Genomic DNA, 14,663 nt, shown 5'->3' with positions numbered 1-14,663 from the left:
TGGGACGAGTGGCCGCGTCGGTGGCGGGTCCCGGACGGGGGCCGGCCGGTCCTGGGGGCGGACCGGACGCGGGTCCCGGAGGTGGTCAGAGGTGAATGCCGCATTCGGTCTTGCCCAGGCCGGCCCAGCGGCCGCTGCGGGGGTCCTCGCCGGGGGCGACGCGACGGGTGCAGGGGGCGCAGCCGATCGAGGGGAACCCGTCGTAGTGCAGCGGGTTGATGAGCACGCCGTTGTCGGCCATGTAGTTGTCGACGTCGTCCTGCGTCCAGCGGGCGATCGGGTTCACCTTGACCATCTGGCGCTTGGCGTCCCACTCCACGACCTTGGTGGTCGCCCGGGTCGGCGACTCGTCGCGCCGGATGCCGGAGAGCCACGCCAGGTAGGGCTCGAGCGCGCGGTTCAGCGGCTCCACCTTGCGCAGGTAGCAGCACAGGTCGGGGTTGCGCCCGTTGAGGCGCGGGCCGAGCTCGCGGTCCTGCTCCTCGACGGTCCGCGACGGCCGCACGTTGATCACGTTGACGTCGTACACCTGCTGGACGGCGTCACGGGTGCCGATGGTCTCGGCGAAGTGGTAACCGGTGTCGATGAACAGCACGTCGACACCGGGCTTCACCCTGCTCACCAGGTCGATCAGAAGGGCGTCGCTCATCGAGGAGGTGAGACAGAGCCGGTCGCCGAAGGTGGCCGCGGCCCAGCGGATGATCTCGCGGGCGGAGGCCTCCTCGAGGAACTCGGCCGCCGAGTCGACGATGCTGCGCAGGTCGAGCACGCCGCGCTGGCGTTCCAGAGTGGTTTCGATCTCCACCAGTGTCATGACTCGCTCACTACTCCTCGTTCTTCAAAGTGTGCGGGGGCCGCCGGGCGTGGGGACGCCTGTGGCTCGCCGCCGATCATGAACGCACGCCGATGCCGAGGAATTTCAGCTTGAAGGCGCGGGCGCACGACCGGCAGTACCAGCCGCCGTCGCCCTCGTAGGGTTCGAGGTCCTCCTCGCCGCAGTACGGGCAGTGGAACGGGACCGCGCGCTCGCTCACGGCCGCCTCCCGTCCTGCCCGGCGCCTGCGCGGGGCCCGGCACTCGGGCCGTGCCCGGCGCCGAGGCGGTGGCCGGTCCTCACTTGAGGTCCGCCTCCTCGGCGCGCTGCACCCAGTCGGCGAAGGTCTCCCCGTCGTTCTTCTGACTCTGGTAGTTCTTCAGAACACGCTCGATGTAGTCCGGAAGCTCCGTGGCCGTCGCCTTGAGCCCGCGGACCTTGCGGCCGAAGCCGGGGGTCACTCCGAGCGACCCGCCGAGGTGGATCTGGAAGCCCTCGACCTGGTTGCCGCTCGCGTCGGTCACGAGCTGGCCCTTCAGGCCGATGTCGGCGGTCTGGATGCGGGCGCAGGAGTTCGGGCAGCCGTTGACGTTGATCGTCAGCGGCTCCTCGAACCCGGGGAGGCGCCGCTCCAGCTCGTCGATGAGGCCGGAGGCCAGCCCCTTGGTCTCGACGATCGCGAGCTTGCAGAACTCGATGCCGGTGCAGGCCATCGTCTGGCGGCGGAACGTGCTCGGGTTCACCTGGAGGTCGGCGGCCTCCAGGTCGGCCACGATGCCCTCCACCTTGTCGGGCGCGATGTCCAGGATGACCATCTTCTGCTCGACCGTGGTGCGGACGCGGCCCGAGCCGTACCGCTCGGCGATGTCGGCGATCAGGTGGAGCTTGTCCCCGTCCAGCCGCCCGACCTTGGGGGCGAAGCCGACGTAGAAGTTGCCGTCCTTCTGCCGGTGCACGCCGACGTGGTCGCGGCGGCCGCCGCGCGGCTGCTCGGGCGCGGGCCCGTCGGGCAGGGTGTAGCCGAGGTACTCCTTCTCCAGCACCTCGCGGAACCGCTCGGCGCCCCAGTCGTTGATCAGGAACTTGATGCGGGCGCGGTGCCGGAGCCGGCGGTAGCCGTAGTCGCGGAAGATGCCGATCACCCCGGCCCAGACCTCGTGCACCTGATCGGGACGGACGAACGTGCCGAGCCGCTTGGCCAGCATCGGGTTGGTGGACAGGCCGCCGCCCACCCACAGGTCGAAGCCCTTCTCGCCGTGCTCGTCGACGACCCCGACGAACGCGATGTCGTTGATCTCGTGCACCGTGCAGTGCGCCGGGCAGCCGCTCATCGCCGACTTGAACTTGCGGGGAAGGTTGGAGAACTCCTTGTCGCCGATGTAGCGCGCGACGGTGTCCTCGATCTGCGGGGTCGCGTCGAGCACCTCTTCGGCGTCGATGCCGGCCAGCGGGCAGCCGAGCATGACGCGCGGGGTGTCGCCGCAGGCCTCCGTCGTCGACAGCCCGACGGCCTCCAGGGCCTCCCAGATCGCCGGCACCGACTCGACCTCGATCCAGTGGAGCTGGATGTTCTGCCGGTCGGTGACGTCGGCGGTGCCCCTGGCGTAGGTGTTGGCGATCTCGGCGATCGTGCGGAGCTGCGCCAGGTCGAGCTGCCCGCCGTCGATGCGCACGCGGAGCATGAAGTAGCGGTCGTCGAGCTCCTCAGGCTCGAGGATCGCGGTCTTGCCGCCGTCGATGCCGGGCTTGCGCTGGGTGTAGAGGCCGTACCAGCGGAACCGGCCCCGCAGGTCGGCGGGGTCGATCGAGTCGAAGCCCCGCTTGGAGTAGACGTCGATGATCCGCTGACGGACGTTGAGCCCGTCGTCGTTCCTCTTGTTCTCCTCGTTCTTGTTGAGCGGCTCGCGGTAACCGAGAGCCCACTGGCCTTCGCCTCGCGGGCGCTTGTGGTGGCGGCTGGCAGGCCGGGGCGGGCTGGTCATGGGGCGTCCTTTGCCGAGAATGGTCATCAGGTCACACGGACGCCCGTGAGCAGGCCGCCGCTCGTCTCAGGGGCCTGAGTTACGAGGGCATGAAAAAGGACGCCTGTCACGCGCCCGTGCTGGCAAGAGTCAACAGGGGGCGACGGTCAACGGGCGTCACTACAGATGGCACTGCGGACACGCAGGAAGTCGACGTGGCGTCGCACGACGAGAAGCGGGTCCGCTGGCATGCCCCAAACGATACCTCTCTCGTGCCTGATGTCCAATGTCGGTCCACACTTTGGGATGCCGTGCCCGGTTCGCCTGGGGTGACCCGGCACCACGCAGGGGTCACCCGTATCCGGGGCTAACTCTCGCGGACCCAGCCCAGCGGGCTCTCCCGGGGCTCGTCGGCGGGTCGGTGCTGGCAGTCGCACCTAACAGATTCCCATCACGACCGAAACCCATATCACCGCAGGTCAGCGCATATGCTCTGCGGCGATCGTGAGAGGAACAGAGTCAGGTGCGAGCGCTTCTAGCCATCCGGCTATCCGTCATGACGGACGAAACCACCAGCCCAGAGCGACAGCTAGCGTCCACCAAGGCCGAAGCGCAGCGGCGCTGCATGACCGTGATCGGTGTGGCGGAAGATCTTGATGTCTCCGCCAGCAAGACGACCCCCTTCGAGCGTCCCAAGCTTGGGCCGTGGCTCAACAACCGGGCACATGAGTTCGACGTCGTGATCTGGTGGCGTCAGGACCGCGCCGTCCGGTCCATGACAGATATGGCGATTCTCGCCCGGTGGGCCAAGGATAACAAGAAGAGGTTGCTTTTCGCGGAAGGTCCTGGGGGCGGGCCTATCGAGTTCGACATGTCCAACTCGATTTCCGAACTCACCATGCTCATCTTCGCCTTCGCGGCGCAGATGGAGTCACAGTCCATCTCGGACCGAACCACGGGTGCCAAGGCATTCATGCGAAGGGTGGGCCGCTGGGACGGTGGATCGGTGCCCCTCGGTTACATGCCCGTCAAAACGAACGATGGATGGCGTCTCGTTCACGATCCGGTTTATGGGCCGATCATCCAACAGGTTGTGGATCAGGTTCTCGCGGGTTACTCCATTCGTGCGCTGGCGCGTGACCTCACGCTGCGAGGCATCCCCACGGCTAAGGATCTCCAGCGTATCCGGAACGGCAAATGGCATCCGCCGATGATTCTCCGCGACTGGAACCCAGCGGGCCTTACCGAGATCCTCCGCTCTCGGAACCTCTTGGGTCAGCAGACGTTCAAGGGCGGTAAGGGCCGTGGACCCGAGGAGATCGTTCGAGACGAGAGCGGACTGCCAGTCCTCAAGGGCGAACCGCTGATCTCCCGTGAGACCTGGGAGAGGCTACAGGAGACCTTGAGTGCCCGGACCATGAAGAAGTCCGGTAGCCGATCCAACGGTTCGCTCCTGCTTCGCGTCCTGTTCTGTGGTATCTGCGGTCAGCCGATGTACGAGACGAACAACGGACGCGGAGAGCGCTATTACAAGTGCGCATCCGGGCGTCTGTTCAAGTGCGGCAATCGCGCGGTTCAGGCTGATGCGGTTGAGGAGGGATTCGTTGGCGCGCTTCTTGCGCTCATCGGAGATATACCCCGGCTGATCGAGCTTCGGCTACCGGGAGAGGACCATCGGGAAGAGCTCCAGGAACTTCTCTCCAACTACGAAGCCGTATCGACTCAGTTGGTTACCGCACGATCATCAGCAGGCCGTGGAGCCGCACAGCGCAGTCTCGATGCGTTGGATGCCCGAATCGCAGAACTAGAAACGATGCCGGTACTTCCGCCCCGGTCCGAGTGGATACCCTCTGGGGAGACCTGGGGAAAGTACTGGGATGAGTTGAATACGACCGAGAGAAACGGATTCCTCAGGGCATCTGGAGTATTTGCGAACTACGTCAAGGTCATGCCGGGAGGCCGGGCCTGGGTAGACGCATCGGACCCGGCGGCTGTGCCAGTAGTGATCTACGAGCCCCCAGCAGTTGACCCTCCGGCGCGGAGTCGACAGGGAGAGTCGTTCTTCCACTTCCAATTTGGGATCTTGGATGAACTCGTAGCCAAGGCAGCGGGTGCTCCGGTCGAAGAGTTGCGCCGCGTCGTAGACGGCACTCCGGATCTCCCTACCAAGACCGGAGCCTTGGCCCATGAAGACCTGGCCAACCAGGAGATAAACGAGGAGCCCGCAGGGGTAGCCAAGCAAGTCAAGTAGGTCTCAGCCCCCGGCCTGAAATCATGGCCGGGGGTTTCCTGTACCTTTACCCGATTTGCACCAAACTGGGTGTATCTGATACCTCTTCGGCTGATGTGCTCGCATCTCCCCAGCTCACAGCCCTAGGAACCTCCATGTCCGAAGATCTTGCAGCGCCTGTAGCGGATGTAGCGGTTCCTGGCGAGAGGCAGGACCCAAGCCGAGGCGGCGGCATGCTGGTCGAGCCTCGGCGTCTGCTGTCGGCTGAGTATGACGTGAAGATCATGTTCGAGCGGATGCTGTACGACGAGTTCGGCCCTGGCGGCTTCCTCGCCGGGGATGTCCTGGGCAACACCCCAGAGCAGCGACGCAAGGCGCTTCTGCTGGGGTTCGCCCTGGTGCGGCACATTAACGGGCAAGCGGGCTACTGCAACGTCGGGATGAGCACGATCGCTCAGAAGCTGGGATACGGGACCAACGATCACAAGTTGAGCGCGTCCCTGCGGGCGCTCCTGCACGCGGGAGTGTTCACGCAGGCGGGCAACCACCGACGCGCCCCCAAGGTGCACATGTCGCTGCCCGAGCGGCTACGGGACGCCTACGAGGATCTAGCCGCGAACACGGACCCCAAGGGACGCGTGATCACCGTCATTGACACCGGCAAGCGGGCACCAGCAGCGCCGCAACCCCCGGTCATGCCAGCAGATCCCTCGCCGCTTGAGGAGGACGACGATCCTTGGGCTCCCGCACGGTAAGTGTACTGTCCACGTGATCATGTCGTGTGATTTGTCGGCGTCCACGTTTAGTGTCCTGTCTCACGCGAGCTGGCCCGGGTCTCACTAAAGTTGGCTGGGTTCGGGCCGCGGCCACGCGAGCGCTGCGGCCCGGGACAGACACGTTCCCCTGGAAAGCACGGTCCCCAGACGACCCGAGACCATGAAGTTCTGATCATGCGGAAGCTGATTGCGTGGGCGTCCATGTACTCGCTCGACGGCCTTCTCGCCGACGAGGACACCGAGTACTGGCAGTTCTGCTTCGGCCTGCCCACCGACCAGGCGGAACTGGAGCAGAAACTCGACCTTTACAAGAGCGCGTACGCGCACATCATGGGCCGCTCCGCCTACGAGGGCATTGCCGGAGCCTTGCCGACGGCCAACCACCCGTTCTCCGACGTCATGAACGCCGCGCGCAAGGTCGTCTTCTCCCGGACTCTGAAGACGACCGAGTGGGCCAACACCACCATCGCCGCCGGTGACACGACAGAAGAGATCGACAAGCTCAGGCGAGGCGGCGACGGCCACATCGTGGTCTGGGGCGGCGTCAGCTTCTGGCGGTCGCTCATGCGGCTCGACCTGATCGACCAGTTCAACGTGGACTTGCACCCCTACGTCGCGGGCGAGGGTACCCGGCTGTTCGACGACGTTCCCAAGTCGTACCAGCTCGACCTGGTGTCCACCACCCCGTTCAGCAACGGGATCGTCGGGCTGCAGTACCGCCGGCACCGCTAACCCTGCGGCCCGCCAGTCCACACGGAGGCTGTGATGGCTATCCCTCGACAGCACCGTCTCCCGCATCCACCGACGAATCCGACAGCAGTGATCACAGAATCCGCCAACTAAACCTGGACGGTTCGACCCCGGACCGTCCGCATTCAGTTGGCGGAGCGCTGGTCAGCACGTCCCGTGTCCGCCACCTCTACTCGGACGGGACAGTAAGGCGGTTAACCATGCCGTTAACCGCCGCCGATCGCCCGCTCAGACGGGCACTAAGTTTGAAGTTAGGAGTTAGGAGAACGGAGCTCAAAGAGCGAAGGAGAAAGGGTGAAGGGGGAAGCTCTGAGCCTCAAGCTCAGAGCCAGGAGTCCGGAGAGGGCAACCACCCTAGGTACTCCAGACGGGGCAGCTTACGGGCTGCCCTTTCTCCTATCACCTCTTAGGAACTCCTACCGCACGTCCTCGGGGACGTCCCGGACTTCTTTACATTCCGCACTTCGTGAGCCCCGGTCTCCCAAGGCCGGGGCCACTCGCATCTATAGGCCGGTCCACCGACCCTCTACCAGGAGCCATCCATCAGCACAGAGAACAACAGCACCCACCCCGACCAGGCCAGCGGGCACAGCCGGCCGAATTGCAGGCCCGGAGGTGAACCTCCGGTGCCAGTACCAGCCGTGCGGGCGCAGCTTCACCCATCCCAAGGGGTGGGGCCGCTACCCGTCCTGCTGCTCCAAGGCCCACACCAAGGCGGCGCGGGTCAACTACCTCAAGACCCGAGAGCGCTCGTACAAGCAGTGCTCTCAGTGCCAGGGTCAACGAACTTTCCTGGGCAAGGCCCGGGAGTGCTGTGGCCCACATGCTTCGCTGTGGCCTCCCTGGTGGCCTCGGGCGTCCCCCCAGGACGCGGCTGAGGCCTCATGTGACGAAGGTGGTAACCGAGGGCCCCACCTTGGTCTCCAGGAGGCCCCAGAACCGCCCTGATGGCTCCGAAGAGGACTGGGAGCGATACGGCTTCACGAAACGCTCGCTGCGACTGCTCGACGCCTGGGAAATGACCGACGGCAATTTCACCGTAGCCAAGCGAGGGTATATCTCGGCGGCCATCTCGGGCCGGACAAAGGCGGACCTTTCCCGAGATCGGTGCGCCTTCTTTGAAGCAGCACGACTGGTTCGCCGCGAATCCAGGATGGTGGAAGTCTTGACGCAGGAATGTCCCTGGAGGCCGTGGTGTCTCACCGTAGAGGCGTTTTCAGGGCCTCCCCGGCCCCCCAAGCGCCTGGGGACCGCTAGAGGCACTGAGAGCCTGCCGCGGCCGTTGTCGACCCCCACCCCCACGAGGCCCCTACCGAATCCCGGTAGGGGCTTCTTGCTTTTGTACCTTCTGCCAGAGGCGAGGCTTCCGACTTCTTACTTCTTCGTAAGCGCCCCTCGGAGGGCGCTCGGACGTGGGAACCGTCGATCACCGCGTCGTCCATCTCCAGCCGGCCTGCTCCGCGGAACTCGGCCAGCAGGACCTCGTGCAGCAGCGGCCAAGCAGCGGCCACATGCCCGCTTCGGTCCAGTCTCGCAGCCGACGCCAGGCGGTCACGCCCGAGCAGCTCACCACCTGAGTGGGAACGTCATACCAGCTCACGCCCTTGCGCACCACGTAGACGATGCCCGCCAGCGCAGTCCGGTCGGAGGCCGGGCGGCGGCCCGGGTAGCGGTGTCGGCGCGGTGGCCGAGTTACGGGCACCCACACGATGGAAGCGACTGCCATCTTCGTATACTCGCCAGTCTCCCCGATCCCCACATTTCTACCTACTGGCAGTCATTGACGCGGGTCAGCGTCCAAAGCCGCGATACCGATCCCGCTTCCGAATTCCGAACGGCCCGAACCAGTAATGGAGGTTCCTCAGGTTCTTTGGAGCGAAAATTTTCTTGTCTTCTGGGCCAAAAAGTTCGAGGAAATCGAGATCTTCGAAGAAGATCTCCTCAAGCCAGATCCAGTCGAAGTCGTAGTAGGACTTCGGCAGCTCCTCGAGTTCCTCCTCGAAAGAATTCTCGTCTTCAGCCAGATGCTTGGCGTACTTGATAGACCGATAGAGGGCGATCTCCTCAGAGAGGCAAGTCGGGAAAGGCAGACGTCCCTCCTCCAGGTCTCTCGCAATGTCCTCGAACGATCGCGCCATCTCGCGAGAGAATTTGGGGCCGAGCTTTACGACGACGTCAGGGAGCGGCCAGGAAGAGCCCTCCTCTGTGTCGTCGAATGAGCCCTCCGCGAGTTCCTCGGCCAGGTCGTAGGACTGATCGCTGAGTATCTCGGCAGCCGCATGCAGCATGAAGGCGGTGCGCGGAGTCATGTAAGGGGCGAGGCACTCCTCGCAGTCTCCATTTTCGCACGCGTCACAGGACTGACAGTCGTCACGGCAGCCGTCCTCGCACCCGCAGTTGCCAGTGCAGTTGGAAACAGGGAAGGAGCCGAATGCGGGCCGACCGACCTCGTGGAGGATCGCAGCGACACGAGTGTCCCGTGGGCTCTTGTCGTAGATCTCTCGAAGAGCAGGAAGGATCCTCGTCACCGATGCCCTGACGCTATCCGGTGAAGAGGAAATCAGCTGGTTGACCTTCTCGATCGCGTTGTATCGATCGAGAAGGACTCCGTTGAGCGCGTCCGCCAAGGAGGTAGCAGTTATCTCCTCATTGAACGTGGCTACTGCTTCGAGACGCACGCCTTCACCGTGGTCCACGAGCACGAACACGCGACTCTTGCTGGGGGTGGTCTGAGCATAGAAGGCGAGGTATCGGTCTTGGGTAGCGGCAGGCATGCCGCAGCCCCCCTTCCGGGGATGCGGACGCACGTCAGCCCACCAAGGATGTGACTAACGGTACGACCTGATGAAGTCAATGAAAGATGGGGGTTTCGCTGGTGATCCGGGTGCTTCCGCAGATCCCGTGGCGCTGCCATCTTGTCCTTAAAGTGCGTAATGTGCAAGCGCGATGCCAAGATCGTGATGGAGAGAAGCGTCTGGGTACTGTTCGTGCTGATCGCGAACAAAGGTGGACGAGGTTGAGCAGAGGGTCGTTCTCGTCGCTCACCGCCCTGGGCGGCTCGCTCCAGTCCTGGTGATTCTCCTCGTAGCGCGCCCACAGGCAGGTCACCGCGTCGATCGGCGCGATTTCTCGGTCCTGGGGCACGTCCAGGAGGTCGCGATTCGTGAGCAGGACGAGGTCCCAATCACCCAGTAGGTGAGGCCCCCTCGATGGTGGCAGCTTCGATGGCAATCGTGACGTTGTTGCCCACCATCGGATCGACACGGCAGTGCAGCCCTAACTCGACGATTCGGCCATCGCGGGGGTGCCACTGCCGCTGGGACATCGTGCGACCGACAATATTCGCCAGGCAGTCCGGGATAACGTCAGACGGGGCCGCGGCGACAGCAGCCAGCTTCCGCCTCAGCAGGTCGGCGTCGGACCCCGTGATCTCTATAAGGGGCCGGCGAAGGCGGATCGACCATGCGCCGGACCGCTTGTCCGAGAAAACGTCCAACAGCGGCACAAGCGGCACCAGGTCAACGCCGAAGAGGTAGGGCGCGAGCGCCTCCACGCTGATCTGGCAGCCGCGAGTGAAGTCGCGCCCGCGATCGTGACGGGCTCGTCATACGCGACGACGTCCGATGTGACCCTCGCGATGCCGATCACCCGCGTACGGTTCTGGAGGGGGTTGTGCCAGCAGCCGCGGGTCGTGAGGACGAACATGTCATCCCCGACCTTGAGCCGGTTCACCTCGCTGCGGCTGGTCGGCGGGAATGCCATCCGTGGCCCCCGCAGCACCCAGGGGACGGCCTCGCGTTCGCCGAGGATCAACAGGTACAAACTCAAGCACCGTATCGAATGACTGATCCGGCCAGGCCTTCCACGGTGGCAAGCAGCTCCGTAGGCGGCAACGTCAGATCGAGCGCGTGCTGCGTGATCTCGATCCCGGCTCGGCGCACCACGTGCAGGTAAGGCTCCACGTCCCCTTTGGCGTACACGAGATGGCCGCTCCTGAGGCCGAGCACGGTGCAGTAGGCGAGCATTTGGTAGAGGTCGCCGTTGTGCCCATCGGGGCCGGTAGAGACCTTGTACTTGGCATCCACCACGGCGGCGGGCCGTTCAACGCCGTCCGGGTCGATGGTGTAGCGAACCAGGTCGGGCCGGAGCGGCACGCGCTTTCCGTGGTCGAGGTGGTGGCGCCGGTCCTGCAGGTCGGTCCGCCCTTCGTACGGCCGGAAGGCCTCCGACAGCGCGACGGTGACGAAGTCCTCGAAGACCCGCCACACCTCGATCAGCAGCCCGTCCACCCGCGCCGCCGTACCGTTGTCAAGCTCGTAGGAGCGTCCGCGCAGCACGAGCTCCGCGAGCCGCAGCGCGGTGTGGTAGCGCGCGTTCAGTCGGCTGGCATGCCACACCGGCAGCGGCATGCCTGGCACCAGCGCCGACACTCCTGCCAGCCGTGCCAGCACGTGCCGCAGCATTTTCCGGGTCGGGGCGGCGAGGCCAGGGAGTCGCAGGAGCCGGGCCGTGGCCGCCAGGAGGAGCCGGTTCTCCGCAATGTCCACCGTGAACTCGTCATAGCGCACCTCGACCGGCAGCGGCAGGCCATACCTGCGCCGAATCTGGTCCGCCTCGCGCATCCGCCCCCGGACCACCTGCGACGCCTCCTCGATTTCGAGGTAACCCTGCAGAACGCCCTGCCCCAGCGCCCGGTGGGCAGCACGGGCGAAGGCGTGCGCGAGCGCGGGCAGCAGCTCCTGATGCTCGCCGGCGTCGACCTCCTCCTGCCGCCAGCCCCGCACCGACCGGCTATAGCCGAGGAGGAAAAGCAGCCGGTCGATCGGCGTCTTCGGCGTGATCCGGACCTCGATGCCGCCGATCGTCGCGGCGCCGACGTACCCGTTGTCGCGGATCCTCCAGAGCCCAGCGCGCGGCCCGGGAGCGATCCGTACGGCTCCCGCCGCCACCAGGGCCGCCGCCTGCTCCGCCGTCAGCTCGAACTCGCGCGGCGGGCCGCCCTCGACGAGAGGGATCACGAGAGCCGTCGCCGCAGCGTATCCAGCCCGTAGCGATCAGCCACCTCGATACCGTCGCCGTAGTGGTGCTCTTCGAGCAGCGGCAGGATCTGCGTGCGCCACACCCGTGCGAACCCCTTCGGGTCCTGATAGATCCCCGAGCGCATCAAATACGACGGACCGATCTTGAAGTCGCGGTCCTCGATCCGGGCGTTCAGCTCGTCCAGCAGCCGGGCTGCCTCATCCGGGAACTCATGGCGGACAAGCCACCGGCGCAGCAAATCCCGGGTCGGGGTCTCCTCCGGGTGGAGCTCAACGAAGGCGAAGCGGCGTCGCATGGCCGCGTCAACCAAGGCGATCGACCGGTCGGCCGTGTTCATTGTGCCGAGAATGATCAGGTTCTCCGGCAGCGTGAACGGCGTGCCGGTCTCGTCGGCCGAGGAGTAGAGCAGGTCGATAGCCTTCTTCCGATACTCCAGCAAAAAGTAGAGCTCGCCGAAGATCTTGGCGAGGTTGCCCCGGTTGATCTCATCGATGATAAGGACAAAGGGCTCCTCGGGGCGCTGCCGGGCGGCGTCCACCAGCCGCAGCAGGGGGCCGGGCAGCGGCTTGAACGCCACGCCCTGACCGTCGGCGGTCTGCACGGGCCGGAAGCCCTCGAAGAAGTCCTCGTAGGAGTAGGCCGGATGGAACTGCACGAGCTTGACGTTCTCCGGCTTGCCGCCGGCCAGGAACTGCGCGAGGTGCTGCGCTATATAGGTCTTCCCCGTCCCCGGGGGCCCGTAGAAGATCATCTGAGGCCGATCGCGGAGCAACTCAACGCATTCCTGCAGCCACTCCTGGTCGATGAGCAGATCTTCGGCGAGCTCGGCGCTGACGTCCGGCAGCACCATCTCCCGGGTGATCGGCGTCCCCGAAGGCTGCGGTTCGATCAGTCGTTCAAGCTCTTCGACGAACTCCGTCAGGTCCAGCACGTCGTGCTGGGTGGCGAGCTTGGCCGAGATCTCGTCCGGCAGGTCGTCGGCGAAGTCAAGCGGAGATCCCGCGTTCAGCCATTCCACCGGCCGCTGCAGATTGGCCCGGTTGTCGACACTGGCCCGGAACGCCGGTCCGCCCTTGAGGTGGCCCAGGTAAACCTTCCCGCCATCGTTGCTGAGCACCAGATCGTCCTCACGCATACGCGTCAGGAACGCATGGAACTCGGCGGTCTTCTTCAACCGATCGTTGTACGAACCATGTGCGTAGTCCTCGTCCACGGCCGCTCGGATCGTCTCCTGAGCCGCCTCGGCGGGTAACTCGCGCAGCTTGGACGCGGGAAGCGAGCAGTAACCCTCGGCCAGCCAATCTTCCACCAGGTTGACCCCGTGCACATTGGACCCCCGCACCAGCCAGGCCCGCCGCGGACGCTCCGCGCCGTCGCTGATCTCCAGATCCTCGATCACCAGCTGATGCAGATCGGCACCGGAGATCCGACGGTCCGGTGGCGCCATACCAAGCATGGCGTGCAGGCCATCCTCGGCGAGCAGCCCCAACCACTTCTTCCGCAGCCGCTCATCGGCATGCGCGGCATCAGGAACAGCGCCATCGGCATCCAACACCCGATGCCAGCCCTCGGGTCGCTCACCTTGGAGCCATTGCACCAGGCGCGTGACCTCAAGGCCGGTCTGGGTGGCGAGGTCGTCGGCCGCGATCCAGCTTCCCTCCGGTACGGCTTCCGCCAACCGCTTGGCCGCCTCGAACCCCGCCTTGTTCTGCTCCCAGTAGTGGTATCCAGCGGCGGACCCCGCGGTGAAAGATGGAACATCGGGATGGTCGGTGAGAGCCATACGGCCGAACGAGGTCAGGTGCCAGCGACCCTGCGCCTTGGTGACCCAGCCGGATTTGACCAGGCCACCGCTCTTCCATCGGAGAGCAAGCTCCGGCGTGTTGCTCTTCGTTCCGCCCAGATCCCACTGCTCGTCCGCCCCCGGCAGCCGCTCCATGATCAGGGGCCACAGCTCAGAAGTAGGCAGACCATCGGGATGCTCGACCAGAAGCTTGGCTGCCACGAACAAGAATTGCCGGGTGAGCTCCATCCGCGATGCCATGACTAGATGATCGTCTAATCTGCCCGATCATTACACCCTCGATCGGATGTCCGGTGGCATCCCGGCATCGACCTCCAGCGTCTGGCTCTTTTCGATCACCCGAGATCATCATCAGAGGTGCCCCACCACGGAGGACATCAGCGGTCACGGGAACCCGCTGATTGGCTACGGCTCCCGCGTGGTCAGGCCGCGAGCTCGCGGTTCAGGTGGTCGCGGAACTCGCGGACCATCACGGTCTTGCCGTACGGCTCAAGCTGGCCGGCGAAGTCACGAGGCGCTATACCGAGCGAGCCGAACTCAGCGCCTTCGTGATCGGGATCGCGGCCCGCGCGGAGTCCAGGGCTTGCTCCAGCTCGCCCATCCCCAGGTACGCCTCAGCGGCATGCACACGATTGAACTGTGCAGAACGAGGACTGCATTCGCTGAGTTCGGTCACAGCCACTTCCGCACAGTCCGCTGCCCTCTGATTCCTCATGCAAGGCGACCTACGCCGGGTCACGGTCAGCGGCTCCTTGAGCATGCGTACGCTCAGCCTCGCCGAGCAGTCGTTCGACATGCCTCGCGCTGTGCCGATCCCCGGCCTGGTCGGGTCTTGCCTGTAGGGCCGTCGCCAACACGGCGGCCATCCGAACCCGACAACGGGCACGGATGTCCTGTTCGCCGCGTTCCCAGCGAGCCCAGGTCGTCGACCACTCTCCGACCGCCTCCGCTGCCGCGTACTGGCTCAGACCCCCGGCGCTTGCGCGCCCTGACCAGCTCCGGACGGCCCGCCTGACGCCGTGGTGCACTAACGACCATTCCCCCCTGGTAATTTGATGGCCACTCATTGTGATATCGGTGCCGACTTTGCCGCTACTCACCTGGAGCAACCGACCAGAGATCGACCACCCAAGGCCGCCAGCTCCCTCGCCTACGCCGAACTGTCAACGACGGCTGAATGCTGACCCCCTGGCGTCGTCTGAATTCTGACCCCCCTCCGTTGCGCTTGATCGTTACTGGTCGTTGCTGTGGTCGGCCGCGGGCACGCGGCCCAGGTCGCGGTTTTTGA

At 65.1% G+C, this 14,663-nt stretch carries 10 protein-coding genes and 1 pseudogene; 3 read left to right on the top strand and 8 right to left on the bottom strand.

Features of this window, described 5'->3' with window-relative positions:
- Positions 1–85: 85 nt before the first annotated feature.
- The 3 genes from MYF83_RS38975 to MYF83_RS38965 form a co-directional block, all read right to left on the bottom strand.
- The gene (locus MYF83_RS38975) at positions 86–814 is read right to left on the bottom strand and encodes a phosphoadenylyl-sulfate reductase (protein WP_248965838.1); all 729 of its coding nucleotides are present in this window, start codon (positions 812–814) and stop codon (positions 86–88) included.
- Between the two features lie 76 nt (positions 815–890).
- Positions 891–1,034 carry an Insertion element protein gene (locus MYF83_RS38970; protein WP_184616917.1) on the bottom strand — a complete coding sequence of 48 codons (144 nt, stop codon included), beginning with the start codon at positions 1,032–1,034 and terminating at the stop codon, positions 891–893.
- 79 nt (positions 1,035–1,113) lie between these two features.
- Entirely contained in the window at positions 1,114–2,796 is a 1,683-nt protein-coding gene (locus MYF83_RS38965; RefSeq protein WP_248965837.1) for a nitrite/sulfite reductase, read from the bottom strand.
- Positions 2,797–3,298: 502 nt separating this feature from the next.
- On the opposite strand from MYF83_RS38965, the gene MYF83_RS38960 reads away from it, so the two are divergent.
- From MYF83_RS38960 to MYF83_RS38950, 3 genes are all read left to right on the top strand, one after another.
- Entirely contained in the window at positions 3,299–5,026 is a 1,728-nt protein-coding gene (locus MYF83_RS38960; RefSeq protein ID WP_308201574.1) for a recombinase family protein, read from the top strand.
- 212 nt (positions 5,027–5,238) lie between these two features.
- Positions 5,239–5,760, top strand: coding sequence for a hypothetical protein (locus tag MYF83_RS38955; protein WP_248965835.1), 522 nt, complete (start codon positions 5,239–5,241; stop codon positions 5,758–5,760).
- A gap of 195 nt (positions 5,761–5,955) precedes the next feature.
- The gene (locus tag MYF83_RS38950; protein ID WP_248965834.1) at positions 5,956–6,513 is read left to right on the top strand and encodes a dihydrofolate reductase family protein; all 558 of its coding nucleotides are present in this window, start codon (positions 5,956–5,958) and stop codon (positions 6,511–6,513) included.
- Between the two features lie 1,361 nt (positions 6,514–7,874).
- Here MYF83_RS38950 and MYF83_RS38945 read toward each other — a convergent pair.
- The 5 genes and pseudogenes from MYF83_RS38945 to MYF83_RS38925 all read right to left on the bottom strand — a co-directional run.
- Positions 7,875–8,215, bottom strand: a pseudogene (locus MYF83_RS38945) (transposase); the annotation flags it as partial.
- Positions 8,216–8,321: 106 nt separating this feature from the next.
- The gene (locus MYF83_RS38940) at positions 8,322–9,239 is read right to left on the bottom strand and encodes a hypothetical protein (RefSeq protein WP_248965833.1); all 918 of its coding nucleotides are present in this window, start codon (positions 9,237–9,239) and stop codon (positions 8,322–8,324) included.
- Positions 9,240–9,715: 476 nt separating this feature from the next.
- A complete protein-coding gene (locus tag MYF83_RS38935) occupies positions 9,716–10,084 on the bottom strand; it encodes a hypothetical protein (RefSeq protein WP_248965832.1) in 369 nt (122 codons plus the stop codon).
- Between the two features lie 271 nt (positions 10,085–10,355).
- Entirely contained in the window at positions 10,356–11,549 is a 1,194-nt protein-coding gene (locus MYF83_RS38930) for an McrC family protein (protein WP_248965831.1), read from the bottom strand.
- Positions 11,546–13,615, bottom strand: coding sequence for an AAA family ATPase (locus MYF83_RS38925; RefSeq protein ID WP_248965830.1), 2,070 nt, complete (start codon positions 13,613–13,615; stop codon positions 11,546–11,548). Before MYF83_RS38925 ends, MYF83_RS38930 begins: the two co-directional genes overlap by 4 nt.
- Between the last annotated feature and the right edge of the window lie 1,048 nt (positions 13,616–14,663).

The organism is Sphaerisporangium perillae (assembly GCF_023276435.1).
In the GTDB taxonomy this organism is placed as follows: Bacteria; Actinomycetota; Actinomycetes; order Streptosporangiales; family Streptosporangiaceae; genus Sphaerisporangium; species Sphaerisporangium perillae.
This window is presented reverse-complemented; position numbering and strand designations above follow the sequence as displayed.

Excerpts from the sequence above, each read along its gene's own strand:
- MYF83_RS38925 (WP_248965830.1), bottom strand. The coding sequence starts at position 13,615 with ATGGCATCGCGGATGGAGCTCACCCGGCAATTCTTGTTCGTGGCAGCC.
- MYF83_RS38975 (WP_248965838.1), bottom strand. The coding sequence starts at position 814 with ATGACACTGGTGGAGATCGAAACCACTCTGGAACGCCAGCGCGGCGTG.
- MYF83_RS38950 (WP_248965834.1), top strand. The coding sequence starts at position 5,956 with ATGCGGAAGCTGATTGCGTGGGCGTCCATGTACTCGCTCGACGGCCTT.
- MYF83_RS38965 (WP_248965837.1), bottom strand. The coding sequence starts at position 2,796 with ATGACCAGCCCGCCCCGGCCTGCCAGCCGCCACCACAAGCGCCCGCGA.
- MYF83_RS38955 (WP_248965835.1), top strand. The coding sequence starts at position 5,239 with ATGCTGGTCGAGCCTCGGCGTCTGCTGTCGGCTGAGTATGACGTGAAG.